The organism is Pseudomonas sp. Hp2, assembly GCF_006386585.1.
GTDB lineage: Bacteria > Pseudomonadota > Gammaproteobacteria > Xanthomonadales > Xanthomonadaceae > Pseudomonas_S > Pseudomonas_S boreopolis.
The window spans coordinates 32,451-58,705 of sequence record NZ_VAHJ01000005.1 but is presented as its reverse complement, the minus strand read 5'-3'; the positions used below and the strand labels follow the sequence as shown (position 1 = coordinate 58,705).

At 65.8% G+C, this 26,255-nt stretch carries 22 protein-coding genes, 2 tRNA genes and 2 pseudogenes; 5 read left to right on the top strand and 21 right to left on the bottom strand.

Features of this window, described 5'->3' with window-relative positions; all coding sequences use genetic code 11:
* Nucleotides 1-170 precede the first annotated feature (170 nt).
* On the bottom strand, nucleotides 171-401 hold the full coding sequence (locus FD678_RS15170) for a (2Fe-2S)-binding protein (RefSeq protein ID WP_218569759.1): 231 nt from the start codon (nucleotides 399-401) through the stop codon (nucleotides 171-173).
* Nucleotides 402-614: 213 nt separating this feature from the next.
* A pseudogene (locus FD678_RS15165) lies at nucleotides 615-1,073 on the bottom strand (RNA pyrophosphohydrolase); the annotation flags it as partial.
* Between the two features lie 118 nt (nucleotides 1,074-1,191).
* On the opposite strand from FD678_RS15165, the gene FD678_RS15160 reads away from it, so the two are divergent.
* Both FD678_RS15160 and FD678_RS15155 read left to right on the top strand, forming a co-directional pair.
* Nucleotides 1,192-1,268, top strand: a tRNA-Met gene (locus tag FD678_RS15160).
* A gap of 51 nt (nucleotides 1,269-1,319) precedes the next feature.
* Nucleotides 1,320-1,394: transfer RNA gene (locus FD678_RS15155), tRNA-Gln, on the top strand.
* 167 nt (nucleotides 1,395-1,561) lie between these two features.
* On the opposite strand, the gene rpsI is transcribed toward FD678_RS15155, so the two are convergent.
* Together rpsI and rplM are read right to left on the bottom strand one after the other, a co-directional pair.
* Nucleotides 1,562-1,954, bottom strand: coding sequence for a 30S ribosomal protein S9 (gene rpsI / locus FD678_RS15150; RefSeq protein WP_140725521.1), 393 nt, complete (start codon nucleotides 1,952-1,954; stop codon nucleotides 1,562-1,564).
* A 2-nt stretch (nucleotides 1,955-1,956) separates the two neighbouring features.
* Nucleotides 1,957-2,385 (bottom strand): 50S ribosomal protein L13, encoded by a 429-nt coding sequence (rplM, locus tag FD678_RS15145; RefSeq protein ID WP_140725517.1) that lies wholly within the window; start codon nucleotides 2,383-2,385, stop codon nucleotides 1,957-1,959.
* Between the two features lie 194 nt (nucleotides 2,386-2,579).
* Here rplM and coq7 point away from each other — a divergent pair, with 194 nt between their 5' ends.
* Nucleotides 2,580-3,218 (top strand): 2-polyprenyl-3-methyl-6-methoxy-1,4-benzoquinone monooxygenase, encoded by a 639-nt coding sequence (coq7, locus tag FD678_RS15140; RefSeq protein ID WP_140725514.1) that lies wholly within the window; start codon nucleotides 2,580-2,582, stop codon nucleotides 3,216-3,218.
* Nucleotides 3,219-3,399: 181 nt separating this feature from the next.
* Here the strand turns inward: coq7 and sugE are convergent, their stop codons facing one another.
* Complete coding sequence (gene sugE / locus FD678_RS15135; RefSeq protein ID WP_140725511.1) at nucleotides 3,400-3,717, bottom strand: quaternary ammonium compound efflux SMR transporter SugE; 318 nt, start codon at nucleotides 3,715-3,717, stop codon at nucleotides 3,400-3,402.
* Nucleotides 3,718-3,922: 205 nt separating this feature from the next.
* On the bottom strand, nucleotides 3,923-4,705 hold the full coding sequence (gene speD, locus FD678_RS15130; protein ID WP_441346747.1) for an adenosylmethionine decarboxylase: 783 nt from the start codon (nucleotides 4,703-4,705) through the stop codon (nucleotides 3,923-3,925).
* A gap of 159 nt (nucleotides 4,706-4,864) precedes the next feature.
* On the opposite strand from speD, the gene crp reads away from it, so the two are divergent.
* Nucleotides 4,865-5,545 carry a cAMP-activated global transcriptional regulator CRP gene (crp, locus tag FD678_RS15125; protein ID WP_256661947.1) on the top strand — a complete coding sequence of 227 codons (681 nt, stop codon included), beginning with the start codon at nucleotides 4,865-4,867 and terminating at the stop codon, nucleotides 5,543-5,545.
* 283 nt (nucleotides 5,546-5,828) lie between these two features.
* Here crp and FD678_RS15120 read toward each other — a convergent pair whose 3' ends face one another.
* From FD678_RS15120 to FD678_RS15075, 10 genes are all read right to left on the bottom strand, one after another.
* The gene (locus FD678_RS15120; RefSeq protein ID WP_140725502.1) at nucleotides 5,829-6,545 is read right to left on the bottom strand and encodes a haloacid dehalogenase-like hydrolase; all 717 of its coding nucleotides are present in this window, start codon (nucleotides 6,543-6,545) and stop codon (nucleotides 5,829-5,831) included.
* On the bottom strand, nucleotides 6,542-7,333 hold the full coding sequence (trpC, locus tag FD678_RS15115; protein WP_140725499.1) for an indole-3-glycerol phosphate synthase TrpC: 792 nt from the start codon (nucleotides 7,331-7,333) through the stop codon (nucleotides 6,542-6,544). Before trpC ends, FD678_RS15120 begins: the two co-directional genes overlap by 4 nt.
* 176 nt (nucleotides 7,334-7,509) lie before the next feature.
* On the bottom strand, nucleotides 7,510-8,535 hold the full coding sequence (gene trpD / locus FD678_RS15110; RefSeq protein ID WP_140725496.1) for an anthranilate phosphoribosyltransferase: 1,026 nt from the start codon (nucleotides 8,533-8,535) through the stop codon (nucleotides 7,510-7,512).
* A gap of 79 nt (nucleotides 8,536-8,614) precedes the next feature.
* Nucleotides 8,615-9,193, bottom strand: a complete 579-nt coding sequence (locus FD678_RS15105; protein WP_140725493.1) for an anthranilate synthase component II — start codon at nucleotides 9,191-9,193, stop codon at nucleotides 8,615-8,617.
* 52 nt (nucleotides 9,194-9,245) lie between these two features.
* Nucleotides 9,246-10,307 (bottom strand): threonine aldolase family protein, encoded by a 1,062-nt coding sequence (locus FD678_RS15100; RefSeq protein ID WP_140725490.1) that lies wholly within the window; start codon nucleotides 10,305-10,307, stop codon nucleotides 9,246-9,248.
* A complete protein-coding gene (gene trpE / locus FD678_RS15095) occupies nucleotides 10,307-11,779 on the bottom strand; it encodes an anthranilate synthase component I (RefSeq protein ID WP_218569788.1) in 1,473 nt (490 codons plus the stop codon). Before trpE ends, FD678_RS15100 begins: the two co-directional genes overlap by 1 nt.
* A 207-nt stretch (nucleotides 11,780-11,986) precedes the next feature.
* Nucleotides 11,987-12,913, bottom strand: a complete 927-nt coding sequence (yegS, locus tag FD678_RS15090; RefSeq protein WP_140725484.1) for a lipid kinase YegS — start codon at nucleotides 12,911-12,913, stop codon at nucleotides 11,987-11,989.
* 221 nt (nucleotides 12,914-13,134) lie between these two features.
* Complete coding sequence (locus tag FD678_RS15085; protein ID WP_140725481.1) at nucleotides 13,135-13,644, bottom strand: GNAT family N-acetyltransferase; 510 nt, start codon at nucleotides 13,642-13,644, stop codon at nucleotides 13,135-13,137.
* Nucleotides 13,641-14,333 carry a ribulose-phosphate 3-epimerase gene (gene rpe / locus FD678_RS15080; RefSeq protein WP_140725478.1) on the bottom strand — a complete coding sequence of 231 codons (693 nt, stop codon included), beginning with the start codon at nucleotides 14,331-14,333 and terminating at the stop codon, nucleotides 13,641-13,643. The genes FD678_RS15085 and rpe overlap by 4 nt, the downstream gene beginning before the upstream one ends.
* A 22-nt stretch (nucleotides 14,334-14,355) precedes the next feature.
* Nucleotides 14,356-14,685 carry a J domain-containing protein gene (locus tag FD678_RS15075; protein ID WP_140725475.1) on the bottom strand — a complete coding sequence of 110 codons (330 nt, stop codon included), beginning with the start codon at nucleotides 14,683-14,685 and terminating at the stop codon, nucleotides 14,356-14,358.
* A 177-nt stretch (nucleotides 14,686-14,862) separates the two neighbouring features.
* Between FD678_RS15075 and FD678_RS15070 the strand changes: the two genes are divergently transcribed.
* The gene (locus FD678_RS15070; RefSeq protein WP_177497838.1) at nucleotides 14,863-15,789 is read left to right on the top strand and encodes a phosphoribosylaminoimidazolesuccinocarboxamide synthase; all 927 of its coding nucleotides are present in this window, start codon (nucleotides 14,863-14,865) and stop codon (nucleotides 15,787-15,789) included.
* 131 nt (nucleotides 15,790-15,920) lie between these two features.
* Here FD678_RS15070 and FD678_RS20270 read toward each other — a convergent pair whose 3' ends face one another.
* From FD678_RS20270 to FD678_RS20665, 5 genes and pseudogenes are all read right to left on the bottom strand, one after another.
* Entirely contained in the window at nucleotides 15,921-24,422 is an 8,502-nt protein-coding gene (locus FD678_RS20270) for a host specificity factor TipJ family phage tail protein (RefSeq protein WP_177497836.1), read from the bottom strand.
* A 23-nt stretch (nucleotides 24,423-24,445) separates the two neighbouring features.
* Nucleotides 24,446-24,841 (bottom strand): C40 family peptidase, encoded by a 396-nt coding sequence (locus tag FD678_RS15060; protein ID WP_140725469.1) that lies wholly within the window; start codon nucleotides 24,839-24,841, stop codon nucleotides 24,446-24,448.
* A complete protein-coding gene (locus FD678_RS15055; protein ID WP_140725466.1) occupies nucleotides 24,841-25,305 on the bottom strand; it encodes a DUF1833 family protein in 465 nt (154 codons plus the stop codon). The genes FD678_RS15060 and FD678_RS15055 overlap by 1 nt, the downstream gene beginning before the upstream one ends.
* Nucleotides 25,302-25,658: a hypothetical protein gene (locus FD678_RS15050; RefSeq protein WP_140725463.1), complete on the bottom strand. Its 357-nt coding sequence runs from the start codon at nucleotides 25,656-25,658 to the stop codon at nucleotides 25,302-25,304. The genes FD678_RS15055 and FD678_RS15050 overlap by 4 nt, the downstream gene beginning before the upstream one ends.
* A pseudogene (locus FD678_RS20665) lies at nucleotides 25,655-26,245 on the bottom strand (phage tail tape measure C-terminal domain-containing protein); the annotation flags it as partial. The pseudogene FD678_RS20665 and the gene FD678_RS15050, both read right to left, overlap by 4 nt.
* Nucleotides 26,246-26,255 lie beyond the last annotated feature (10 nt).

Here is a 26,255-nt window from a genome sequence, read left to right as displayed (position 1 = left end):
AACGCGAATCGTGCTCAGTTTGAGGCAAAAGCCAGGCTCGCCCGGCGGGATGGCCACCGCCACCGGAGCGGTCTCGGCCGCGGCGGTGGGCGAAAAGCGGGTTCCTCGCTCCGGGCGCCTGCCCGCGCTGCCCGTCGGTTGGCCGATTGGAAGGCGGACGAGGTAGGTCGTCAGGCCGCGCTGGCCAGCCCGGCCATCGGCAGCGGGAATTCCCGCACGGCGCGCGCCTGGGCGATCAGGTCGGCAGCCATGTCCAGGCACGAGCCGCAGTTGGAACCGCAACCGGTACGCATGGTGAGTTCGGTGACGCTGGCGCAGCCGTTGGCGACGGCTTCGCGGATCTGGTGGTCGGTGACCCCGTTACAGATGCATACGTACACGTTCGACAACTCAAGGCTCACGCCCCAGGATCGGGGGCGTGGCCATTCAAACGAAAACGAGAATGGTTGTCAATTCAAGGCCGTTCATTCGATCCCGGACACGCGCGGCCCCATCCGGCGCTTGCGGGAACGCTTGCGCGGCCGGTCGTGCCCGGCGCTGCTGCCGGGCAGCCAGGCTTCCTGGGCGCGCTCGGGCATCATTCCGACCGCCCCGCCGGCGATGCCGCGCGCCAGCGGCGCCAGGTGGCGCAGGGCGCGGGCGTAGACGCCGCGCTTGAACACCACCACGTGCTCGACCGGGTACCAGAAATCCACCCAGCGCCAGTGGTCGAACTCGGGGGTATCGGTGCAATCCAGCTGCACCAGGGACTCGTCCCCGGTCAGCCGCAGCAGGAACCAGACCTGCTTCTGGCCGATGCAGACCTGCTTCTCGCTGTGGCGGATGGCCCGTGCCGGCAGGCGATAGCGCAGCCAGCCGGGCGTCGCCCCGAGCAACTCGACGTGCTCGGGCAACAGGCCGGTTTCCTCGCGCAACTCGCGGTACATGGCTTCGACCGGGGTTTCGTCGCTGTTCATGCCGCCTTGCGGGAACTGCCAGCCGTCCCGGCGCACGCGGCGCGCCCAGAACACCTGTCCGTCCTGCCGCATCAGCACGATGCCGACGTTTGGCCGGTAGCCGTCCGGATCGATCACGATGCGGACTCCTGAAAATCTACTGCCCCCGACTCTGCCACGCTCGATCGAAGCCCACAAGCCGGCCAGGCAACCGTTGACAACCACCAGGAGCATCGCCAGAATTAGCGGTTCCCTAGGCTATGTAGCTCAGCCGGTTAGAGCACAGCACTCATAATGCTGGGGTCGGTGGTTCGAGTCCACCCATAGCCACCAAGGTTTCCAGTCCGCCTCGCGCGTGCGATAATCTTGGAGCAGTACATCCATTGCCCCGTCGCCAAGTGGTAAGGCATCTGACTCTGACTCAGACATTCGGTGGTTCGAATCCATCCGGGGCAGCCAAATCCGAAAGGGCCTGATCGCAAGATCAGGCCCTTTTTCTTTGGCCGCCCATCCATCCCCGCAGGAGCGGCTTTTGCGGGAGCGGAAACGCAAAAGCCCGGCCTGGGCCGGGCTTTGCGGAAACACTCCAGTTCGGGCGGCCTGCGCCGCCCGGACCAGGCGCCGGATCAGCGCTTGGAGAACTGGGTGGCGCGACGGGCCTTGTGCAGGCCGACCTTCTTGCGCTCGACCTCGCGCGCGTCGCGGGTCATGAAGCCGGCCTTGCGCAGCTCGGACTTCAGCGACTCGTCGTACTCGACCAGCGCGCGGGCGATGCCCAGGCGGATCGCACCGGCCTGGCCGGTGGTGCCGCCGCCGGTGGCGGTGACGGTGATGTCGAAGCTCTCGGTGTTCTTGGTCAGCTCCAGCGGCTGGCGCACGATCATGCGGGCGGTCTCGCGGCCGAAGAACTCGTCCAGCGGACGGCCATTGACGGTGATGTTGCCGGAGCCCTTGCGCAGGAACACGCGGGCGGTGGAGGACTTGCGACGGCCAGTGCCGTAGTTCTGAGTGATAGCCATGATTAGATGTCCAGGACCTGCGGCTGCTGAGCGGCGTGCGGATGGTTCGGGCCGGCGTAGACCTTGAGCTTGCGGTACATGGCGCGGCCCAGCGGGCCCTTCGGCAGCATGCCCTTGACGGCGATCTCGATCACGCGCTCCGGATGGCGCTCCAGCGCCTCGGCCAGGGTCTCGGTCTTCAGGTTGCCGATGTAGCCGGTGAAGCGGTGGTACTGCTTGTCCTGCAGCTTCTTGCCGGTGACGGCGATCTTCTCGGCGTTGATCACGACCAAGTAGTCGCCGGTGTCGACGTGAGGGGTATAGACGGGCTTGTGCTTGCCACGCAGGCGGCGGGCCAGCTCGGAGGCCAGACGACCCAGCGTCTTGCCGGAGGCGTCGACGAGATACCAGTCGCGCTGGACGGTCTCGGACTTTGCGGTGAAAGTGCTCATAGGGAACTCAAGGTAGGTCGGGCTCATTGCGGCGGCGACGCTGCCGGAACTTTGCCACGCGTTGTGAAGGGTGAAACAAGAGGGCCGGCATTCTACGCACTTCCCCCGCCATGTTCAAGCCGCCGGGTCCGCGGCTGGCCCGGGGCCGGGTTCCGGGGGAAAATCGGGGCCGCCCCTCCTCCGAAGCCCCCGCCATGCCGCGCCTGAACACCCCGCTCGACGACCTGCTGACCGAAGCCCAGCGCGCGCTCGACACGGTCTTCGGCAATCCGCCGACGCATCGCGCCAACCCGGCCGCCGGCACGCCCGACGCGCTCCTAGACGCTCCCGCCCGGCGCCATGCGGCCGGGCTCATGCGCATCAACCACGTCGGCGAGGTCTGTGCCCAAGGCCTGTACTTCGGCCAGGCCGCGGTCGCCCGCGATCCAGCCACCCGCCAGCACCTGCTGGAGGCGGCGCAGGAAGAGACCGACCACCTGGCCTGGTGCGCCGACCGCCTGCGCGAGCTGGACAGCCGCCCCAGCCTGTTCAACCCGATCTGGTACGCCGGCAGCTATGCGCTGGGCACCCTCGCCGGACTGGCCGGCGACCCGTGGAGCCTGGGCTTCGTGGTCGAGACCGAGCGCCAGGTCGAGGCGCACCTGGACGAGCACCTGGAGACGCTGCCGCCCGACGACCGGCGCAGCCGCGAGATCCTGAAGGTGATGAAGGCCGACGAGGCACGCCATGCCGACCATGCCGAGCAGGCCGGCGCGCGCATCCTGCCTCCCCCGATCCCGACCGCGATGGCGCTGGCCTCGAAGCTGATGAAGACCCTCGCCTACCGGCTCTGAAGCCGCAGCGACAGCCATCGCCGGTGTCGGCCGGAATGGCTTCTGTGGGAGCGGCTTCAGCCGCGATGTGGCTTTACCACGCACGCCCTGCCGCCAGAGCCCTCTCGCCCATGCGGGATCCAATGGGAAAGCTCCATCGCGGCTGAAGCCGCTCCCACAGGCAAACCGCCTTACGAAAAGGTCAGGACGAGGCGAGCTTCAGACCTATCACCCCGGCCACGATCAGGCCGACGCAGGCCAGCCGCGCCGGCGAGGCGCTGTCGTTGAACAGGAAAATGCCCAGTACGGCCACGCCCATCGCGCCGATGCCGGTCCAGATCGCGTAGGCGGTGCCGACCGGGATGGTCTTCATCGCCTGGCTCATCAGGTACAGGCTGATCAGCGCCGACACCACCGTGCCCACGGTCGGCAGCGGCCTGCTGAAGCCTTCCGAGTACTTCATGCCCAGGGCGAAGCCGATCTCGAACAGGCCGGCCAGCAACAGGTAGATCCAGGACATGCGACACCTCCTTTTCCAATAGGGACACCGATCCCGCGCAGCGACGCGGGTTCTTCCGGGGAACCGCCCAAAAGCAGACGGCCCGGCGCTTTCGCACCGGGCCGCCGTCGGCTTTGGTCCGCGGCTTGCGCCGCGTGGCGGGTCGTCCCGCCCTTCGATTCACCGCGCCCATCCTAGCGGACGGCACCCGAACCGGATATGACCCTCACTCGGCCAGGTTGCGGCCGTGGAACAGCTCCTCGATCTCGCGCTTGAGCAGCGCCTCGATCTTCATGCGCTCCTTGAACGAGAGGTTCTTGGCCTTCTCCTCGAACAGGTACTGGTCCAGGTCGAAGTCCTTCAGGTGCATCTTGGTGTGGAAGATGTTCTCCTGGTAGACGTTGACGTCGAACATCTCGTAGCGCGACTTGATGTTCTTGGCCAGGAAGTTCTGGATCGAGTTGATCTTGTGGTCGATGAAGTGCTTCTTGCCCTTCACGTCGCGGGTGAAGCCACGGACGCGGTAGTCCATGATCACGATGTCCGACTCGAGCGACTCGATCAGGTAGTTCAGGGCCTTCAGCGGCGAGATCACGCCGCAGGTGGCGACGTCGATGTCGGCGCGGAAGGTGGCGATGCCTTCCTGCGGGTGCGTCTCCGGATAGGTGTGCACGGTGATGTGCGACTTGTCCATGTGCGCGACCACCGCGTCGGAGATCAGCTCCTTGCCGGCCTGCTTCTTGTCGATGACCGGCTCCTCGGAGATCAGGATCGTCACCGAAGCGCCCTGCGGGTCGTAGTCCTGGCGCGCGATATTGAGGATGTTGGCCCCGATGATCTCGGCCACATCCGTCAGGATCTGGGTCAGGCGGTCGGCGTCGTACTGCTCGTCGATGTACTCGATGTAGCGCTGGCGCTCTTCCTCGGTACGGGCGTAGCAGACGTCGTAGATGTTGAAGCTCAACGCCTTGGTGAGGTTGTTAAAACCTTGCAGCCTCAGGCGTGGCAACGGCTTGACCACGGCGGTCGGTCCTCTGGGAGACGGGAAAGGGGCAATTATGAGGCAAAGTGCCCAGCAACGAAACGCCGACCCCACAAGGTGGTTTACCTTGGACGATCCGTCCCGTTAAGCTTCCGACGATCGAGCTGCGGAACTGCCATGAGCCTAGTGAACCCCCACAGTGTGACACCGGCGCGTCAGGGCGTCCCGCCGCTGGCGCTGGACGCGGCGACCGTCGAGCGCTTCCTCGCCCATAGCCACCGCCGTCGGTACCCCACCCGCACCGACGTGTTCCGGCCGGGCGACCCGGCCGGCACGCTCTATTATGTGATCAGCGGCTCGGTCAGCATCATCGCCGAGGAAGAGGACGACCGGGAGCTGGTGCTGGGCTACTTCGGCGCCGGCGAGTTCGTCGGCGAGATGGGCCTGTTCATCGAGTCCGACGAGCGCGAGGTGGTGCTGCGCACCCGCAGCCAGTGCGAACTGGCCGAGATCAGCTACGAGCGCCTGCACCAGCTGCTGCAGGGCGCCCTGGCCCCGGACGCCGCCCGGCTGCTGTACGCGATCGGCGCCCAGCTCTCCAAGCGCCTGCTCGACACCACCCGCAAGGCCAGCCGTCTGGCGTTCCTGGACGTGACCGACCGCATCGTGCGCACCTTGCACGACCTGGCCAAGGAGCCGGAGTCGATGAGCCACCCGCAGGGTACCCAGCTGCGCGTGTCCAGGCAGGAGCTGGCGCGACTGGTGGGCTGCTCGCGCGAGATGGCCGGGCGCGTGCTGAAGAAGCTGCAGGCCGACGGCGTGCTGCATGCCCGCGGCAAGACCGTGGTGCTCTACGGGACGCGCTGAGCGGGCGCGCATTCGCACAAATGCCCCACGGTCCGCGGCGCGGACCGTGGGCCCCGGCTCATAAGTACCCGTCCCCCGCGCCTGCCGGCGCGCGCCCTCTTACCCGGGGCACCCTCCAGAACATTCACCGGGAACCCGGGCAGTTGCTGACGCTACTTGGACGCCGATCCGGGGGATCGGCTTTTGTGGGAGCGGCTTCGGCCGCGATGAGGCCTTGCCGGGAAAGCCCTATCGCGGCTAATGACCCTAGGTCGGCGTAGAGCCGCTCCGCGCACATGCTGCGCTACACCGGATCGCCACCGCGGTCGCGGCATCCCCAGTTCAGGATCGGCGTGCCCGGGGGCAGCACCTCGCGGAAGAAGCCGACCCTGCTCCGCTTCGGGTTGACCACCACCGGTGCGCGCGCGGCCTTGAGCAGCGGCAGGTCGGCGACGCTGTCGGAGTAGGCCACCTCGATCCGGCCATAGCCGCGCTCGCGCAGCATCCGCATCTTCTCTTCGTTGTGGCAGTGCCGCTTGGCGATGACCGCGCCCAGGGTCGGGCCGACCAGGCTGCCGATCACCGGCACGTCCTGGTGGGCGACGAACGCCAGGATCGCGCGCGCCAGCTCCGGCGGCGCGCCGGTGGCGACGACCACCCGGTCGCCGGCCTTGCGGTGGCCCGCGAATACCTCCAGCGCGCGCGGCAGCAGCCGGCGGCGGATGTCGGCCTCGTGGCGCAACACGTAGGTGTCGATCACCCGATCGAACTCGCGGGCGCGATGCAGGCCGAACGTGGCGATCCAGACGTAGCCCGAGACCCCGCGCCGGCGCGTCGGCAGCAGCGCGACCATCGGGCCCAGCACCGGCGTGGCCAGCAGCGCGGCCAGCAGCCGCAGCGGATTGCGCCGGATCAGCCAGGCGAACAGGTGGCTGCCGGAATCGCCGTCGTAGAGCGTGTGGTCGAAGTCGAAGACGACCAGCGGCGCGTCCTCGCGCGGGGTCGGATAGGCCTGGGTCATGCGAAGAACAATTGGCGCAGCGCCTCGCCCGGCTCCTCGGCGCGCATGAAGGTCTCGCCGACCAGGAACGCGTCGACGCCGTTGTCGCGCATCAGCTGCACGTCGGTCCGGGCCAGGATGCCGCTCTCGGTGACCAGCAGGCGGTCCCTGGGCACGGCATCCTTCATCGACAGCGTGGTCTGCAGCGTCACCTCGAAGGTGCGCAGGTTGCGGTTGTTGATGCCGATCATCGGCACCGGCACCTGGATCGCGCGCTCCAGCTCGTCGATGTCGTGCACCTCGACCAGCACGTCCAGGCCCAGTTGCAGCGCCAGCCCGGACAGGTCGGCCAGCTGCGTGTCGTCCAGCGCGGCGACGATCAGCAGGATGCAATCGGCGCCCAGCACGCGCGCTTCGTAGACCTGGTACGGGTCGACGGTGAAGTCCTTGCGCAGCACCGGCAGCGTGCAGGCCTCGCGCGCCTGCTGCAGGTAGGCGTCGGCCCCCTGGAAGAAGTCCACGTCGGTCAGCACCGACAGGCAGCTGGCGCCACCGAATTCGTAACTGACCGCGATGTCGGCGGGGCGGAAGTCCGGCCGGATCACGCCCTTGGACGGGCTGGCTTTCTTGACCTCGGCGATCACGGCCGCATCGCCCTGCGCGATGCTCGCCTGCAGCGCCGCGGTGAAGCCGCGCGTGGCCGGCAGGTCGGCGCTGCGCGCCACCAGCTCCGCCAGCGGCACGCGCGCGCTGCGCTCGGCGATTTCTTCGGCCTTGCGGGCGAGGATGGTGGTGAGGATGTCGCTCATCGGATCGGTTCCTGGGGGCCCGGCATTATCGGCCAAGGGCGGCGGAATGGCGAAAACGGCGCCCTCCCCCGGCTTTCGCGCCGGCGCGGCGCAAGCCGGGGCCGGGCTTCCCGGACGGATCGGGCCAACCGCCGCACGAAGGCCTCACCCCCGCCGGCGCGGAGGGCGGGGAGCCCTCAAAGCGACCGCGTGAACGCCACGTACGCGTCGAGCCGCGCGCGCGCGCTGCCGTCGGCGATCGCCGCGCGCGCGCGGGCGATGCCGTCGGCGATGCTGTCGGCCACGCCCGCCACGTACAACGCGGCGCCGGCATTGAGCGCGACGATGTCCAGCGCCGGGCCGGGCGTGTTGTCGAGCACGCCCAGCAGCATGGCGCGCGATTCGGCGGCATCGGCGACCTTGAGGTTGCGGCTGGCGGACATGGCGATGCCATAGTCCTCCGGATGCACCTCGTATTCACGCACCTGCCCGTCGCGCAGTTCGCCGACCAGGGTGCCGGCGCCGAGCGAGAGCTCGTCCATGCCGTCGCGCCCCCAGACCACCAGCGCGCGCTCGGCACCGAGCCGCTGCAGCACGCGGGCCTGGATGCCGACCAGGTCCGGATGGAACACGCCCATCAGGATCGACGGCGCGGCGGCCGGGTTGGTGAGCGGGCCGAGGATGTTGAAGATCGTGCGCACGCCCATCTCGCGGCGCACCGGCGCCACCACCTTCATCGCCGGATGGTGGATCGGCGCGAACATGAAGCCGATCCCGGTGGCGGCGATCGCCCGCGCCACCTGCTCCGGCTGCAGCTCGATCACCGCGCCCAGCGCCTCCAGCGCATCGGCGCTGCCGGACTTGGACGACACGCTGCGGTTGCCGTGCTTGGCCACGCGGGCGCCGGCCGCGGCCGCGGCGAACATCGCGCAGGTCGAGATGTTGAAGGTGTGCGAGCCGTCGCCGCCGGTGCCGACGATGTCGACCAGGTGGGTGCGGTCGGCCACGTCCACGGTGCGCGAGAACTCGCGCATCACCGCGGCGGCGCCGGCGATCTCGCCGACGGTCTCCTTCTTCACGCGCAGGCCGGTGAGGATCGCCGCGACCATGGTGTCGGACACTTCGCCGCGCATGACCTGGCGCATCAGATCGACCATCTCGTCGTGGAAGATCTCGCGATGCTCGATGGTGCGCTGCAGGGCTTCTTGCGGGGTGATGGGCATGGCGTGAGGTCTTGTGGCGGATGGGGTGCGGCAAACGTGTGGCCGCGGCGGAACCGGGCGGCCCGGCGCCTCCCGGGGATCAGCGCTGCAGGAAGTTCTTCAGCAACGCGTGGCCGTGCTCGGTGAGGATCGATTCGGGATGGAACTGCACGCCCTCGACCGGATGCTCGCGATGGCGCAGGCCCATGATCTCCTCGACCGAGCCGTCCGGGTTCTCGGTCCAGGCGGTGACTTCCAGCACGTCGGGCAGCGTGGCCTTGTCCACCACCAGCGAGTGGTAGCGCGTGGCCTGGTAGCCATCCGGCAGGCCCGCGAACACGCCCTTGCCCTCGTGCCGGATCGGCGAGGTCTTGCCGTGCATGATGTTGCCGGCGCGGATCACGTCCCCGCCGTAGACCTGGCCGATGCTCTGGTGGCCGAGGCAGACCCCGAGGATCGGCGTGGTCGGGCCGAGCTTCTCGATCAGCTCCAGCGAGACCCCTGCCTCGTTCGGCGTGCACGGTCCCGGCGAGATCACGATCCGCTCGGGCTTGAGCGCGGCGATCTGCTCGACGCTCATCGCGTCGTTGCGCACCACCGTCACCTCGGCGCCCAGCGCCTGCAGGTACTGCACGAGGTTGTAGGTGAAGCTGTCGTAGTTGTCGAGCATCAGCAGCATGGCGGGTCACTCATTGCGCGACCGGTGGATCGCGGTGGGGTCTTGGTGGGGCTCAGCCGGGCATCGCGCCGGATGCGGCGAAATCGCGGCACAGCGCGTCGACGTCCTCCGGGCGCGTCGCCCACGAGGTGACGAAGCGGATCACGGTGCGGCCGTCGGGCAATGCCTGCCAGCGCTCGAACTCGTAGCGCCGGGCCAGGGCCTCGAGGCGGTCCGGATCGACCGCGACGAACTGCTGGTTGGTCGGCGAATCGACGGCGAAATCGGCGCCGGCGACGGCGAGGCCCTCGCGCAGGCGCTGCGCCATCGCGTTGGCATGCGCCGCCAGCTCGAAGTACAGCCCGTCCTCGAACAGCGCCTCGAACTGCGTGCCCAGCACCATGCCCTTGGCCAGCATCGCGCCGCGCTGCTTGACGAGGTAGCGCACGTCCGCCTTGAGGGCGGGATTGAAGATCGCCAGCGCCTCGCCGAGCAACGCGCCGTTCTTGGTGCCGCCGATGTAGCAGGCGTCGCTCAGCGCGGCGATGTCGGCCAGCGACAGGTCGTTGCCCGGCGCGGTCAACGCCACGCCGAGGCGCGCGCCGTCGACGAACAGCAGCAGCCCCTCGATGCAGCAGAAATCGGACAGCGCCTGCAGTTCGGCGCGCGAGTAGATCGTGCCCAGCTCGGTACTCTGCGAGATGTACACCAGGCGCGGCTGCACCATGTGCTCGTTGTCGTGCGCGGCCAGCAGCGGCGCGATGTCGCCTGGGGAGAGCTTGCCGTCCGCGGTCGGCACGGTCAGCACCTTGTGGCCGGTGGCCTCGACCGCCCCGGTCTCGTGCGTGGCGATGTGGCCCTGCACGCTGGCGATGGCCGCCTGGTGCGGCCGCAGGAACGCGGAAAGCGCCACCAGGTTGGTCTGGGTGCCGCCCGCCAGCAAGTGCACCTCGGCGTCGGGCCGTCCGCAGGCGCCGCGGATCAGCTCGGCCGCGCGCAGGCTGTGGCGGTCCAGGCCATAGCCGGCGTTGCGTTCCGCGTTGGCGGCGACCAGCGCCTGCAGCACGCGCGGGTGCGCGCCGTCGTTGTAGTCGTTGCGGAAGCTGATCCTGCCGGTGCCGGGTTGTCCGTCCATCACAGCCCCTTGGCGGCCTGCGCCACCGCGCGGAACAGCGCGCGCCCCTTGTTCATCGTCTCCTGCCATTCCAGGTCCGGATCGGAGTCGTAGACCACGCCGCCGCCGGCCTGCACGTACAGATGCCCGTCCTGGATCACCGCGGTGCGGATCGCGATCGCGGTGTCGGCATCGCCGTGCCAGCCGATGTAGCCGACCGCGCCGGAATAGACGTTGCGCCTGACCGGCTCCAGCTCGCGAATGATCTCCAGCGCGCGGATCTTGGGGGCGCCCGACACGGTGCCGGCCGGGAACGTCGCGCGCAGCACGTCGGCATAGCTGAGCCCGGCCTTCAGCGTGCCGGTGACCTCGCTGACGATGTGCATGACGTGGCTGTAGCGCTCGATCACGAACGATTCCCTGACCTGCACGCTGCCAGCCTCGGCGACGCGGCCGACGTCGTTGCGGCCCAGGTCGATCAGCATCACGTGCTCGGCGCGCTCCTTCGGATCGGCCAGCAACTCCTCTTCCAGCGCCTTGTCCTGCTCGGGCGTGGCGCCGCGCGGGCGGGTGCCGGCGATCGGGCGCACGGTGACCTCGCCGTCGCGCAGGCGCGCCAGGATCTCCGGCGAGGAACCGACCACCTGGGTGCCGCCGACGTCGATGAAGTACATGTACGGCGACGGGTTGAGCGCGCGCAGCGCGCGGTAGACGTCGATCGGGCGGGCGCGGAACGGCACCCGCAGGCGCTGCGAGGGCACCACCTGGAAGATGTCGCCGGCGCGCACGTACTCCTGCGCCTTGCGCACCACGTCGTGGTACTGCTCGCGGGTGAAGGACGAGCGGAAGTCGGCCTCGTCGATCGCGTCGGAGACCTGCGCCTGCGGATAGCCGGCGCCGGCCTGGCGCAACCGGTGCGCCAGTTCGTCCAGGCGCCGGTTGGCGCGCGCGAAGGCCTGCGGCTGGCGCGGATCGGCATGCACGATCAGGTACAGCCGGCCCTTGAGGTTGTCGAACACCGCCAGCTCCTCGGAGAGCATCAGCAGGATGTCCGGGGTGCCGAGCTCGTCGGGCTTGTCGCCGGCGGCCAGGCGCGGCTCGATGTACTGGATGCACTCGAAGCCGAACCAGCCGACCAGGCCACCGGTGAAGCCCGGCAGGCCGTCCAGCTTCGGCACCGAGTGCCGCGCGCGCAGCGCCTCGACCTCGGCCAGCGGGTCGGCGACCTCGCGCGTCTCCACCACCTCGCTCAGCTCGCAGGTCTCGAGCGTGTGTCCGCGGAAGCTGTACACGCGCCGCGCCGGCAGGCCGATGATGGAGTAGCGGCCGAAGCGCTCGCCGCCTTCGACCGATTCGAACAGGTAGGTGTAGGGGCCGTCGGCGAGCTTCAGGTAGACCGAAAGCGGCGTGTCCAGGTCGGACAGCACTTCGCGGACGACAGGGATGCGGGTGTGGCCTTCAGCGGCCTGGCGCTGGAACTGCTCTGCGGTGATCAAGACGACTTTCCTTCCGGGGGGCGGCGGTGACGAAGCGGACGACGGCAACGGGCCACCATCGCCACCAGCGGCGAGCGGAAGAGAAGGAACGCGGGGTCGTCAGGCTGGACACCGGGCTACTGTACCGCACCCGCGTGCGCGATGCAGGCTCGCTTGCAGCCGAAACCGTCGGCGGGTTCCCTCGCGACGGCGGGCCGCCCGGCCTCAATCCGACAGCAACGGGCAATCGGCCGGCAGGTGCATGCGCAGGCGGCCGGGCACGCAGTCGATGCGGAAATGCCGCGAGGTCTCCGGCTCGCCGTCCAGGTTGAGCGTCAGCGGCTCGGGTGCGTCGATCTCCAGCCACGGCAACTGCGCACGCTCGGCCACGCGCTCCAGCGCCGCGCGCTTGCCGCCGGTGACCAGCGCCCCCAGCGTGCCGGCGACCTCGCCGCTCAGTTCCGGCACGATCGTCACGTCGAGCAGGCCGTCGTCGATCCGTGCCTCCGGGCACAGGGCCTGGCCGCCCCCGGCCTGGCGCCCGTTGCCGATGCCGAGCGCGATGAAGCCGCCCTGCCAGTGGAAGTCCGGCCCGCGCAGCGAAGCCTGGACCGGCTCGATCCGGCCCAGGCGGGACATGCCGGTGATCAGGTAGGCCAGCCCGCCGAGCATCTTCTTGAGCCCTTCGTCGGTTTCCACGGTCACCTGCGTGCCGAAGCCGCCGCTGGCGACGTTGGCGCACCAATGCGGCCCGTGGTCGGCCTCCACGCGCAGCAGGTCGATCGCGCGGGCGGGACTGCCGGCGATCAATCGCAGCGCCGCCAACGCCTCCTCCGGGATGCCCGCCGCGGCCGCGAAGTCGTTCGCCGTCCCCAGCGGCACCAATCCCAGGGTCGGCAACGCCCCGGCCGGTTCGTCGCGGTGCGCCAGCGTGGTCGCCACCTCGCTCAGGGTGCCGTCGCCGCCGGCCGCGATCACGGTATCCACGCCGGCGGAGATGGCCTCGGCGACGTAGCGCTCGGCATCGCCGTCTTCCCAGGTCACCCGCACGTCCAGCCGGACGCCGCGCTCGCGCATGTGGCCCACCGCCGCGCGCAGCGCGTCGTCGCCCGCGGATTTTCCGTTGAGGATCAGTCGCCAGTGGGGGGGCATCGGCATCCGGCCACGAGGAAGGAAGCGGCAGGCTAGCAGCGCGCGGAACCGGGCATCGTGAACGCCGCGCCTGTCATCACCGTGTCATCGCCCATCCGGAACATGGAAGGCCATAGCAGGGACGATGGGCGGAGGCAGGATAAGCCTCCAATTTTCCAGCGGGGATCGCGTCGGGCGGCGCGGTCCCCGTTTTTCTTCGAGGCGTGGTTCTATTGCGCCGGCTACCGGGCGGCACGGGGCGCGGGCGAGCGCCCGGCGGCGAAATCCGCCAGCGTCTGGCCCTCCAGGCGATAGACCGTCCACTCGTCCATCGGCCTGGCGCCGACGGCGCGGTAGAAGTCGATCGCCGGCTGGTTCCAGTCCAGCACCGACCATTCGAAGCGGCCGCAGCCCTTGTCCACCGCCAGCCGCGCGAGATGGCGCAGCAGCGCCAGCCCGGCCCCGAGGCCGCGATGCTCGGGGCGCACGAACAGGTCCTCCAGATAGAGGCCGTTGCGCCCGAGCCAGGTGGAGTAATTGAAGAAGTAGACGGCGAAGCCGATCGCCACGCCTTCGTGCTCGCACACCAGCGCATGCGCGGTGGCGCCCTCGCCGAACAGGCTGGCGCGCAGGTCCTCGACGCTGGCCTTGACCGCGTCGGGCTCGCGCTCGTAGACCGCGAGCGCGGTGACCAGTTCGTGTAGTAGCGGCGCGTCGTCCGGCGTGGCGGCGCGGATGCCGAGAGCGCTCATCCGCGCCTGGCCCCGGCCACCGCGGCGCGCATCTTGCCGATCACTTCCGCGTAACTTTCCTGCGTGGAGCCCGGGGCATTGAAGATCGCCGAGCCGGCGACGAAGGTGTCCGCGCCGGCGGCGGCGATCGCGCCGATGTTGTCGGCCTTGACGCCGCCGTCGATCTCCAGCCGGATCGGCTTGCCGAGCGCGTCGATCTTCCGCCGCACCACCTTGAGCTTCTCCAGCGCGGAAGGAATGAACGCCTGGCCGCCGAAGCCCGGGTTGACCGACATCAGCAACACCATGTCCAGCTCCGGCAGCACCCAGTCGAGGATGTCCACCGGGGTGGCCGGGTTCAGCACCAGCCCCGCCTGGCAGCCATGCGACTTGATCAACTGGATCGTGCGATGGACGTGGCGGCTGGCCTCGGGATGGAAGCTGATCAGCGTGGCGCCGGCCTCGGCGAAGTCCGGCACGATGCGGTCCACCGGCTCGACCATCAGGTGCACGTCGATCGGCGCGACGATGCCGTGCTTCCGCAGCGCCTGGCAGACCATCGGGCCGATGGTCAGGTTCGGCACGTAGTGGTTATCCATCACGTCGAAGTGCACCCAGTCGGCGCCGGCCTCCAGGACGGCGTCGACCTCCTCGCCGAGGCGGGCGAAATCGGCGGACAGGATGGACGGGGCGATGATGCAGTCGGACATGGCGGTTCTCGGAGCGGAATGGCTAGCGCCGGCGCAGGCGCTGGATGCGGTCGTAGGCGGCATTGATCTCGCTGGCGCGGCGCTCGGCCTGGCGGCGCTGCTCCGGATCGGCACGTGCGACCTTGTCGGGGTGGTACTGCGACATCAACCGGCGATAGGCCAGTTCGATCTCGGCATTGCTGGCATCCGGGGTCAGCCCCAGCGCCCGGTAGGGATCGTCGCGCCGGGCCTTGAACCAGCCGGCATCGACCGCGTGGCCGACCAGCAGGCCCAGCAGCACTCCCAGCGGCGGCGAACCGCGGAACAGCAACGCGCCGAGCAGGGCGCCGAGCAGTTTTCCGTACCAGGGCATGGGGCGTGGGCAGGGCCGGGAGGCGGGCCTGCCAGTTTAACCGAACGCCCCATGGACGGCCCTGCAAAAACCCCTGCGGCAGCCCCCGAAGCGCCGTACACTACGCGGCCCGCCGTCCAGCCGCGGGCCCGCCGGGTCCCGGGGACAGCGCCAACGCGAAGTTCCAGAGGAGTGCCTGTGTCGACCACGCTGTTGCAATCCGATCTCCCCGGCCTGCCGTTGCGTCACCGTGGCAAGGTCCGGGACGTCTTCGACATCCCCCGCGAACGGCTGCCGGCCGGCACGCCGCCCGGCGACTACCTGCTGATCGTCGCCACCGACCGCCTCTCCGCCTTCGACGTGGTGCTGCCCGACCCGATCCCCGGCAAGGGCGAGATGCTGTGCCAGGTCTCCAACTTCTGGTTCCGCAAGACCGAGCACCTGATGCCCAACCACCTCACCGGCATCGACGTGGCCAGCGTGCTGCCCGAGGGCGTGGACAAGGCCCTGTACGCCAAGCGCGCGGTGGTGACCAAGAAGCTCAAGCCGGTGCCGGTGGAAGCCATCGCCCGCGGCTACCTGATCGGCAGCGGCTGGAAGGACTACCAGCGCACCGGCAAGGTCAGCGGCATCGAGCTGCCCGACGGCCTGCGCCAGGCCGAGAAACTGGCCGAACCGATCTTCACCCCCTCCACCAAGGCCGCGGTCGGCGACCACGACGAGAACATCGACTTCGACACCATGGTGAAGGCAGTCGGCACCGAACTGGCCGAACGCGTGCGCGACGCCACCCTGCGCATCTACCGCTTCGCCGCCGACTACGCGGCCGAGCGCGGCATCCTGCTGGCCGACACCAAGTTCGAGTTCGGCACCGACGCCGACGGCCGCCTGTACATCATGGACGAGATGCTGACCCCCGACTCCTCCCGCTACTGGCCGGCCGACCAGTACGAGGTCGGCACCAGCCCCCCGAGCTACGACAAGCAGTTCGTGCGCGATTACCTGGAAACCCTGGACTGGGGCAAGACCGCCCCCGGCCCGGAGCTGCCGCAGGACGTGATCGACCGCACCCGCGCGAAGTACGCCGAGGCGCTGCAGCGGTTGGCGGGGATCAGCGTGGATTGATCTGATACCGCATTACTGCATCACCCCCAGATGGATCTGGAATTCTAATGATTCATGGTTTCCTCGTTTGTCATGGTGCCGCGCATGGCGGCACCATGACAAAAAGTACTATCTCCACAGCAAGGTCAATATCACTGCTCCACGGAAACAATCGACAACGATTGCGTAATAGATTGACCAGTAAAAGAACCTGATTGATGCGTTACTGATTGCTCACTGAAGCCGGTAATCACGGCCCTGTACTGTACGGTTTCAGCGCTTGAACTCGAATCATTGAAGGTCACCGCACCGCTCCAGCTCGACCTTGCGCTATCCGGACCATCAAACTCATTCATAATTGATACCCCACCAGTGGCATTAACCGTTTGCCAAAGCGCCTCTCCGCCGTTTCCTATCTTCCGATAGACCTGGATCGTCGCCGTGTTGCTACCGCTACCAGCGACGAATCCTTGATTACCCATATTCCTGTTAGTGCGCACATGGGTCCGGCTAAAGCTAATCGCGACAGTACGATTGCGCCCATTGGTGGCGAACGGACCGTTGATCAATTCCGTACCAATAGTCTGTGTTGTCGTAGTTTGGACTGCATTCTTGAGTGCGCCAGCAGAGAGTGAACCACCCCAATAAGCATTACCGTTAGCGTCCATCCACATAACGGCATTGGCCTTCGATGCAGCACCGGCTCCAACGTTGGGGCCAAAGTAGTCGATGAGATTGTCACCACCCGCACCGAATCCGGTACCAATGATGCGCTGCGCATTACCTTTCCACACGCGCAGATAGCCATCGCGGAGTTCAAGCCCATCCGCTGATCCAGGCGTGAGCACGCGGAAGATGTTGCTCAGGATATTGAACTCTGAGATCTTCCCATCATTCGCAATGCTGTAACCCGAAACCAACTTATCGGTAGTCAGGGCTAGCGTGACGCGGGCCATGGCCTCCGAGCCTCCCGGTGCCCAGGGCGACGGGCCTGTAGCGTCGGCCTGTACACGTTCCAGCATCGGTCGCGCCATCCACGCGGCACCATCGCCGCCGGCTGTTCCGGTGTTGGCCCACATACCGCACTGCACCTTGGTGGCGCCCGCCGGCACTTGAACCTTCAGGAACACACGCGTCCAGTTTGCGACGTTGCCCCAGTCAGCAGTGGCCGGCGTGATATAGCTGGTCGAGGGCTCAGCGATATTGCCGTTACTGTTGCTCTGGAACTTCATTGCAACGCGAACCCGCGCGCCACCTCGAATCAACAACCACGCGCTAAAGATCAACCAATCACCAGCAGTTACACCAACCGGCTGCGAGTTGTAGATGACCATGTTCTGGTCGGCCGGATTGCTAGGCCAACTGGCACCAAGAACGTGTTCGTTGTTCTGGTCCAACGACACGCCTTCCCAATCGCGACCCCAGTTGCTCCCAGCGGGCTGGCCCCAAACAACCATCCAACCTTCTACCGATTCCGCAAACGTCGAGTTCACCAGCAGGTTGCCGGAGCCATTGAGGTTCGCGTTGACCTTGGTCTCCAGGCTCTGCACGATCGACACGTCGGCCTTGCCCGCCACCGAGCTCGACAGCGAGGTGATCTGCGACGTGTGCGAGCTGAGCGTGTTGCCCTGCTGGGTCACCGTCGACTGCAGCGAGGTGATCGCCGAGGCCTGGCCGGAGATGTTGGACTCGGCAGTCGTGACCCGATTAGACAGCGCGGTAAGGCTGTTGCTCTGCGACGTGATCGAGCCCTCGGCGGCGGTCAAGCGACTGGTGAGGGACGTGATGGCGTCGGAGTTGGCAGTCGTGGCCGCTGCCGTCTCTCCAATGCTCGGCGCCCAGTTGGTCGCAACAGTGCCTTCTTGGAACTGCGCGTTGTCAAGTTCCATCCATAGCGCTTGGCCCGATGCAGACGAGAAGATGCGCCCCACGTACGCGCGGGCCTTTACTGTGTTAGCCGGCGACGCGCCGGTGTTGAAGGTGTAACGAGCGAACGATTCGGTGATGCTGAAATTCGGACTCGTGTAGGTGTTGATTACCGCGTTACCGGAATCGAGATACTGGATATAGATATTGAAGCGCGTGCCCGCCAGTCCACGTGCCCAGCAGCTAAGCGTGTGAGGCTGATTCGGCGCACTCTTGTCCACCACGGCCAGCAGCGACATGTACTGCGATGCCGCCGTAGACGTGGCTTCCATGCGTACCGCTTTGACGCTTCCAGTCAGCGGCGAATCGACATAGGACACCACCCTGCTGGGCAGTGTGCCATCCGTGCTATAGCCGGTCGGAGCCGACGTGTCGTTGGCCCTGATCTCAAACGAACTGTTTTTCAGCAGGTTGTCACCACCCACGTTGCTAATGCTGTTCTGCAACGATGTAATGCTCTGCCCTTGCGAGGTGATGGTGCCCTCGGCCGTCTGCACACGCGAGGTCAGGCTAACCAACGCATTGCTGTTGGCGTTCGCCAGTTGTTGCGCGTTGTAACCTTCGGTCACGTCGCGAATGACGAACTGATCCACGTACACGATCACGCCCGTTTCGCGCCCCGTGCTGGGAACCGAGATCCAAGGCAGGCCCTTCACCGCATTCGAAGGCGACGTGGCGTAGCCGGTAACGCGAACCCACGTATTGGGCGCTACGGTCGAAAGATCGGTCTGGGTGCCGGTGATCCACACGTTGCCATTGGCGGTGTTGATGCACCGCAGGCCAAGGCGCAAGATCGTAGTGGTCGGCGCAGTGCCAGCGGAGTCCACGCGCAACCAGCCTTCGAAGTAATAGGTACGCGAAGGCGTGGTAGTGAAGGCGTTTCCGAGGTAGACATCCATGTTGCCCCCGCTCGTAGCGGACGCACAGGTGATCTTTAGAGCTTTGCTATCGATGTATACCGTTCCGGTTTGAACTTGCGCCGTTCCGGTATTGTTATTAATCAAGTAAGCACCGTCGGCATACGCCTCGAAATCGCCAAGAACGGCCAAGTTCGAAGTGCCGCGATAAAGCGCCGATGTATCGTTTTGCAGAGAGGTGATTTGCTGACCCTGCGACGTGATTTGTCCGCCCTGACTAGCGACTGTGCTGGACAGGCCGGTGATCGCGCTGCTGTTGGCCGCTCCCGTGAGCGTGTCCGTCACGTCATAGACGTAGCATCCGTCAACGCGCAGTGCGCCCACCGTGTGGTCCGTTTGCACGCGGACATTGAGGGAAACGTAGGTCGCCGCGGTCGGAACGGTGAAAGTGACTTCGGCCTTGGTCCACTCAAGCTTGTTCGCGGTGAAAACGCTCTGGTCGAGAAATCCATCGCCGGGCATTCCGCTGATACGCAACTTGCTATTTCCAGCGGTACCATTGAAATCTGCACTGGTGCGATACCACGTACCGACGCGATAGGTTCGACCGGGCACCAGTTGGATTTCGTTGGGCGCTTGCGCGATACGCACGAAATTCGTGGACGGGCCGAACCACAACGACACGCTGCCGCTATATGCAACATCGGTCAGATAGCTGGTTACGGCCGGATGCGTCAGGGTCCACAACCGAGACTCGAAACTCGGATCAGTAAGCAAATTCGATCCGCCCGACGCTTTGATGCTGTTCTGCAACGACGTAATGCTCTGCCCTTGCGACGTGATGGTGCCCTCGGCCGTCTGCACGCGCGAGGTCAGTGAGGTGATGGCCGCCGACACCGCCTCAAGACCCTGCACGGCCGCAGCGTTGCCGCTGACATCAAGAATCACGTTCCCAAGAACTTGGATGCCGCGCTCGACCCACGAATCAACCGTATTGCCGGTGGTAGAGATCAGCTCGGTGCCGTTACCTGCACCCAGCTTGCCACGACCGATGAGGATGTAGGCGAAACGATTTCCGATCTTATCGATAGCCGCCTGCGACGCACCGCACGCAATGGCTGCCGCAGACCACACCGCCTTTCCAGGTTCGAACGAGTCGTTGCCGAACATCGCGAAGTATTGCGTGTTGCTAAGCCCAGCTAAAGCATCAGACAGCGACTGACGAGCGTTCGCGTCGTTGTAAACATCATATGTTGTCGCGGACCACGTACCATCGTTCTGCAACAGTGCCAAAGTAAGGCCGCGGAACGCCGTAACGATGCGCGTGTTCGCCGCGTTCCAGACACCAGATTGGCCGTACCTAGAAGATCCGTTGGCGGCCGACAGCACCTTGTACGTCTTGGTCTGCCCGATGTTGTTCTGCAACGACGTGAGGCTCTGCCCCTGGGAAGTGATGGCACCCTCGGCGGAACTCACGCGCGAGGTGAGCGAGCCGATCGCGTTGCTGTTGGCAGAGATGTTCCCCTCCGCGGTGCTGACTCGGTTGGTGAGCTGCGTGATCGCCTGCCCTTGCGAGGTGATGGCGCCCTCGGCCGCGGCGACACGCGTCGTCAACGACGAGACCGCCGAGGCGGTAGCTGCCGCGATGGCGCCGGCTTCGGAGACGCTGGGCTCGTACTGCGTCGCAACGGAGCCCACCTGAAGCTGAGCATTGTCGAACTCGAACCACACGGCCATGCCGCTGATGGCGACCCGCCCGCGGATATACGTCCTGATGAAATAGGCGTCGTTCGGGACTGTGGTCGTGAACGTGTAGCGGGTCCACGACTCCGTCAGCGCGACGGTGAGTTGGGGCGCCGACACCGCCACCGTGCCGGCCTGATTGTACATCGAGAGCACGAACAGCCCGGTGGTGCCGGCCTTGCCGCGCGCGTAGACGCTGAAGGTGACCACGGTTCCCGGCTGCACCTTCGCAAACGCGGCGATCGCATTCACGCGGCCAAGGCCAATCCAGTTGGATGCGGAGCTGGACGTGCCCTCGCCGCGCCAGGCCTTCGTGCTACTCGCCAGCGGTGAGTCGACATAGCCCTGCGTTACCGATCCGAATCCGCCCGTGTCCAGCCCCCAATCCGTGGGGGCGGACGTGTCGGACGTGCGGATTTCGAACGAGCTGTTCGTCAGCAGGTTCTCACCGCCGATGTTGCCGATGCTGTTCTGCAGAGTCGTGATCGACTGCCCCTGGGACGTCAGGGTGCCCTCGGCACTGGTGACGCGATTGGACAGCGAGGTGATCGCAGCGCCCTGCGCCGAGATGTTGCCTTCGGCCGTGCCGATGCGGTTGGTCAGCGAAGTGATCGCCTGACCTTGCGAGGTGATGGTGCCCTCGGCAGTCGACACGCGCGAGGTCAGCGCGGTCAGCGCCGAGGCGTCGGCCTTGCCGACGACCTGCTGCTGCAGCTGGGTGATCGCTTGGCCCTGGGAGGTGATCGTGCCCTCGGCCGAGGTAACCCGGTTCGACAGCGAGGTGATCGACGCCGCCTGGGCCTGCACCTGGTCGCTCAGCTGCGCGTAGTTGCCCAGCGCCTGCCAGTAGGTCGTATTGGTGACCGGCGTGCCGGCCGGGACGTTCTGCTGGGCCTTGTAGATGACGCCGTCGGCCATCACCAGCGCGCCCTGGCTGTACGCCGTGGTCGCCGACCATTGATCGGCGCCGAACAGGTCGCCCACCTCCGACTGCAGCGCGGAAAGGTCCTGGTTCAGCTGACCGACCTGTTCCGCGACCTCGCCGCGGATATCGGTCGCCGTCTGCTCGAGCGCGGCGGCCTGGGCGGCGGCCTCCTGCCGAAGGGCGGCTGCAGCCTCGGCAGCGACCCGAGCGTCCTCCTGCACGCGCGCCTCGGCCTCGTTCGCGATCTGCTCGAGCAGTTCCTGCTTGGTCTGCTCGTTGCCTTGCTCGATCCCACCGATGACCTCGCCCAGGTTGCCAGAGAGTGTCTTCGCCAAGCGCAGCGAGCTCGTGCTGAGTGCACCCGACGTGTTCCGGCTACGTACCAGGAACGTATAGGTTCCTGCAGCCGGCAGCGTCGATTCGAAAGTCGTTGCGTGATAGCCATCGGAGCCGAGCAGGTCCATGTCGTCCCAGGCAGGGCTGGGAATGTCGCCACTGACGTACCGGATCTCGACACCCGCGAAGTCCGGCGACTGGATGGTGGCATCGTGGAACCCCCACGAGTAGCGACGCAGACCGCCCGGCAGATCCTCCACGTTGAAGTAATCGACCAGGACGGGGGCTGCATCGGCTCCCCGTGTCGTGTAATTGATGGTCGCGGCCACTCCGCCCAACCCGTCCTGGTTGAAGGGCCGCACCGTGATCGGATAGGTACCCGCTCCCGGGATACGCCAGCTTGCGGCCCGCGTGGTCGTCTCGGCGACCTGTTCCAGCTCCCCATTGCCATCCAGATCGGACAGCACGATGGACCGCGCCACCGGCCCACTGACCTCGAACGAAGCCTGCAGTTCGGTATAGACCGTATCTCCCTGTACCACCTGGCGCTCGGTGATCTTCAGGTCGCTTGCGACCGGGCGGGTCTGCAGCAGCGACTGGTTAGGCGCCGGGACATACTCGCCGGTCAGGACGTAGTTCCAGAACTCGGGACCTTCGGCGACGACGCTGACCGATGCCCCCTTCAGGTCGTTCTCCGGTTGGATGCCGGTCACGCGAACGCGGTATCCGGGCGTCTGCTTGAAATCGTAGATCCAGAGGGTATCCCAGGCCGGATTCTTATCGCTGTCTCCCGGCAGGGCCGCGTCACCCGGCCACGGTTCGGAAAGCTCGATCGTACGGCTCGTATCGCCGAACGGCTTGACCTTGAAGATCCGGTAGACCTTTTCGCCGGGGATGCGAAGGCCGATGAACGCATTTCCGTTGGCAGGCGCGGGGATCGGTTCATCCAAGGTCAGCCTGACTGCATTGTCGGCACCGATCGTGGCCGCGCGTACACGCCCTCCATAGCCCCACTGCGTCAAATCATGCTGCAGCGCCAGCACCGACAGGCGGCGATAGGAAAGATGCTCCAGATCCGTCGAGTATCCGATGCTCTTGTACTGATAAAGGCTCTGGGCCAAGTGCCAGCGGGCAAGCACGGCGGCGTGCGCCTCGCTGGTGACGCCTTCGCCGGTTACCTGGGCCGGGTTCAGCATCGTGGTGACGCCGGGTGCGGGAACACGCAACGTCTTGGTTTCCCAGTTCTGCCGGTCGAGATAGGTGTACTCGATGCCGTCCGCGGCGTTGGCGAGGGTATAGTCGACCTGGAACTGGCCCTTCTTGATCGTGGCCATGTTGACCACGCCGGACAGCGGCTGGTCCTCGGCAGCCCAAGCCACCGACAAGCGCCCTTTTGCCCAGGTGATCTGGCCCATGCCGGCCAAGGCCACCGCCGTCAGGATGTCGTCATGGCTGCGCGCGTCGGTGATCCAGTTGTCATAGGTATAACCATGCGCGGCACAGTGGAGCATGAAGCCTTGCAGCGCTTCGATGTCGATCTGATAGTCGGGGAGCCCGATACCGGCGATGCGCTTGCCGTTCCGGTCGGTGATGCCGCGGGCGTAGGCGAGGATCTGCGCACCAGGATTCGAACTTTCCTGCGTACTCCATTGCGTGCCGTTCCATACCGGGATCGGGGTGGAATGCGCCACGCAGCGGATCTCGTTGGGGGAACCGTTGAACTGCCCGGTCGCCTTGGCCTTGATGCCGATGCGCGGAATGCCCGCGTAATCGGTCGTGTCCTGTTGCACGCTGGTCAGCGTAGTCCATTGGAACATGCAGGATGCGCCCGAACCATCGGTGTTCCAGCCCCCTACCCGGACCCGAACATCGTATGTCCCTGGTGGCACATCCTTGCCGTAGCTGACGCGATGGTTCTTCTGTGTCTTGCTGTTCAGGACATAGTTCCCGAACATCTGCCAAGCACTGGCGCCCACGGGTCGGTACTGGATCTCGACGACCTCGCGGTTGTTCTTGTCTCCGCCCTTGGTGGTCTTGTCCCACAACTGATACTCGATGCCGACGATAAGCCGGATCGTGTCGGCGGAGCTCGTTCGCTGCACCCATTCGCCGGGCTTGTTCTTGGGATCGCGGGTCGTGTCGATCAGTGTCCCGCCTTCCACGACATCGGCATTGCTGTATAGCGGGATCTTCTGGCTGGCCATGCCTCCGAAGCCATCGAACCAGGTCTGCACCCCCTCGTAGGAGGTCATCAACGCGTCGCCGTTGTACAGATCATCGACCCGATCGACATTGATGCCTGGAGTCAGGATCATCGACAGGTACTGGTCATCTCCCTCGTACCAGGTATACGGATTGCTGGCGAGATCCGGCGCAATGCGCATGGCGCCAAACAGCAGGCCCAATGGCTCGTACTGCCGCGCGCGATTCTGCGGATTCCCCAACGAGTAGGTGCTTTGAGTACTGCTTGAGACCTTAGGGACTTTGGGTGCAAGCACCTTGTTGATCAGCACGGATCCGGCCATATAGACGCCGGTCGCGGCAATCTTTCCAAACTCGGTCGCAATGAATCCACCGTAGCCGCCGATACCGAACGTGAAGTAGGTCAATGCGGCCATGGCCACCAACGAAACCGCAGCACGACCGACTACGCCTCGGACCTCAATAACTTGCCCGTTCCTGGGATGCACCTGGTGCCACAGATGCCGTGGCACATCCTCGCCATCGACGGCAACCGCCCACGGCTCGCCATCCAGTCCTTCCACGTGGCGGCTCAGAAACGCGTAAAGCGATTCTCCAGGCCGCAGGTCCGCCGGCAGGCTGCGCAGGCCATCGGCAAGCAGTGGATGCGGGTTGATGACCAGCATGCCTTCATTCGGGGTATGTTCCATCAGATCCATTCGTAGTAGCCCTCGATGCGCAGCCCCCAGCCGGACAGTTCACGTGTCCGGTGCAGAACGCTGCAGCCGTTCTGTTCGTTGGTATGAAGTACCCAGCCCTCGTGGGCCAGGAAAAAGAAAACCCCGGCATGGCCGGGGCGTCGTTGTCCGTGGTCGATCATCAGGACGAGATCGCCGTCCTGGGGTGATCCTTCTCGTCGTCGGGCATATGAGCGCGAAAGCCTACCGATCACCGCCTGCCCCTGTACCCCACGCGGACGTTGGCTCGGCAACTCGATCTCGCGTCCGAAAAGCTCGCGCTGCACCATGACCACAAGGTCGGCGCAATCGAACGACGCCTCGTCGTAGGGGATCTGCGTGAACCGGCCCACGTCGCCTATCGCCATCACGTGAAAATGCCCGGCAACGTGAATCTATTGGCGCGGAGCTGCACCGCCTGCTGTCGCATGAGGTAGTCCACGCCGCATTGCGCCGACGCCGTCTTCGTGGTGACGGTCACCTGCGTCATGGGCAGGTATAGCGTCTCTTCGATCGTATCGGGATCGGCGCGATCGGTAATCATGAGCTTGACCGTGACGATCTCACCCGGCTTCAGCCGCTCCAGGTCTTCCGTGATCGATCGGCCAATATTGTCGATGACCAACTGGGTGCGCGGCGTCTGCCCGCTGACGTCGTCGGGCAGCTTGAACCCGAAAGGAATGCCGACGAACTCCAGGCCCCGGCTGGTCCAGTTCCGGGTATCGTTGACGATGCGCAGGACTTCGGCGAAGGACGGCGCGGACAGTTCTGCCAGGACCAACGCGCCGGCTTCGTCCGATACGCGTTGGCGACGCTCGATGAACGTACTCATCGCAGGTACTCCAGGACGAGATCCCGCTTGGCGAAGCGGAACAAGGTATTCAGGGGGACGAGCTGGCCGATGCTTCCATTCCGAAAACGAGCGGTGATCGTCTCGCCGGTTCGGGGATGCTCCATCGTGAACCAGCCGATCCGCCCCACCTCTTCGAAGTACCACCTTTCGAAGGAAACAACCGCCTCGGCCGATCGAAACTGCACGGAAGCCTGGATCGACTGCAGCACTTCGGAATTGACGATCCGCTGCTTGGGAACGCCACGCTCCATCTCGGTGCGCTCCACCGATGGATCGAACTCCTCCGCATAATCGGCGAACCGCACTTCGGCGTAATCAGGCCATCGGATCATCCGACCACCTCCGCCCATCCGTAGCGTGCCCTGCCCAACGCGCTGAGCTCGCCACCATCGAGGCTCTCGCCCACGATATCGATCACCATCTTCCTGAGCGTGCCTCCATCCGGGGTCTGTTGCGTGACCTGCCTTGTCTGCACCTTGCCACCTCCATAATTATTGACTTCGACCTTCATGCCCCCCGCTCCATCCGAAGACAAAGGCACGACATTACCGGGCTGGCCAGCGACACCACCGTTCGCATAACCCTTGCGCAGAGCGCGGCGCAATGCATAAAAGCCCGAGGGACCACCCAGCGCCGCCATATCCTCCTTGGACAGCACGCCTTCGTCGCGATGGACGATGCCGGCGACTTCGTACTTTCCACCTGGGCCGGTGTAGCCTCCGGATGAAAAATTCTCAAACCATCCAGCCAAGCCGCTCATAATTCCGCTAACTGCTTGCTTGGCAACCATCCTCGTAAGATCCGAAATTATCGAATCTGCCAGGTCAGAGAAAGACATCTTTCCCGTTTTGACAAAAGAAACAATTGCATCTTCCGCTCCGTTAAAAACCTTTTTGATTATTGCATTTGTCGGAGTAGCAAAATCTTCT

What these genes read in the sequence shown, in the direction of transcription:
- rpsI (WP_140725521.1), bottom strand. Translation starts at nt 1,954, where the DNA reads ATGGCTATCACTCAGAACTACGGCACTGGCCGTCGCAAGTCCTCCACC.
- rplM (WP_140725517.1), bottom strand. Translation starts at nt 2,385, where the DNA reads ATGAGCACTTTCACCGCAAAGTCCGAGACCGTCCAGCGCGACTGGTAT.
- coq7 (WP_140725514.1), top strand. Translation starts at nt 2,580, where the DNA reads ATGCCGCGCCTGAACACCCCGCTCGACGACCTGCTGACCGAAGCCCAG.
- sugE (WP_140725511.1), bottom strand. Translation starts at nt 3,717, where the DNA reads ATGTCCTGGATCTACCTGTTGCTGGCCGGCCTGTTCGAGATCGGCTTC.
- FD678_RS15120 (WP_140725502.1), bottom strand. Translation starts at nt 6,545, where the DNA reads ATGACCCAGGCCTATCCGACCCCGCGCGAGGACGCGCCGCTGGTCGTC.
- trpC (WP_140725499.1), bottom strand. Translation starts at nt 7,333, where the DNA reads ATGAGCGACATCCTCACCACCATCCTCGCCCGCAAGGCCGAAGAAATC.
- trpD (WP_140725496.1), bottom strand. Translation starts at nt 8,535, where the DNA reads ATGCCCATCACCCCGCAAGAAGCCCTGCAGCGCACCATCGAGCATCGC.
- FD678_RS15105 (WP_140725493.1), bottom strand. Translation starts at nt 9,193, where the DNA reads ATGCTGCTGATGCTCGACAACTACGACAGCTTCACCTACAACCTCGTG.
- FD678_RS15100 (WP_140725490.1), bottom strand. Translation starts at nt 10,307, where the DNA reads ATGGACGGACAACCCGGCACCGGCAGGATCAGCTTCCGCAACGACTAC.
- yegS (WP_140725484.1), bottom strand. Translation starts at nt 12,913, where the DNA reads ATGCCCCCCCACTGGCGACTGATCCTCAACGGAAAATCCGCGGGCGAC.
- FD678_RS15085 (WP_140725481.1), bottom strand. Translation starts at nt 13,644, where the DNA reads ATGAGCGCTCTCGGCATCCGCGCCGCCACGCCGGACGACGCGCCGCTA.
- rpe (WP_140725478.1), bottom strand. Translation starts at nt 14,333, where the DNA reads ATGTCCGACTGCATCATCGCCCCGTCCATCCTGTCCGCCGATTTCGCC.
- FD678_RS15075 (WP_140725475.1), bottom strand. Translation starts at nt 14,685, where the DNA reads ATGCCCTGGTACGGAAAACTGCTCGGCGCCCTGCTCGGCGCGTTGCTG.
- FD678_RS20270 (WP_177497836.1), bottom strand. Translation starts at nt 24,422, where the DNA reads ATGCTGGTCATCAACCCGCATCCACTGCTTGCCGATGGCCTGCGCAGC.
- FD678_RS15060 (WP_140725469.1), bottom strand. Translation starts at nt 24,841, where the DNA reads ATGGCGATAGGCGACGTGGGCCGGTTCACGCAGATCCCCTACGACGAG.
- FD678_RS15055 (WP_140725466.1), bottom strand. Translation starts at nt 25,305, where the DNA reads ATGAGTACGTTCATCGAGCGTCGCCAACGCGTATCGGACGAAGCCGGC.
- FD678_RS15050 (WP_140725463.1), bottom strand. Translation starts at nt 25,658, where the DNA reads ATGATCCGATGGCCTGATTACGCCGAAGTGCGGTTCGCCGATTATGCG.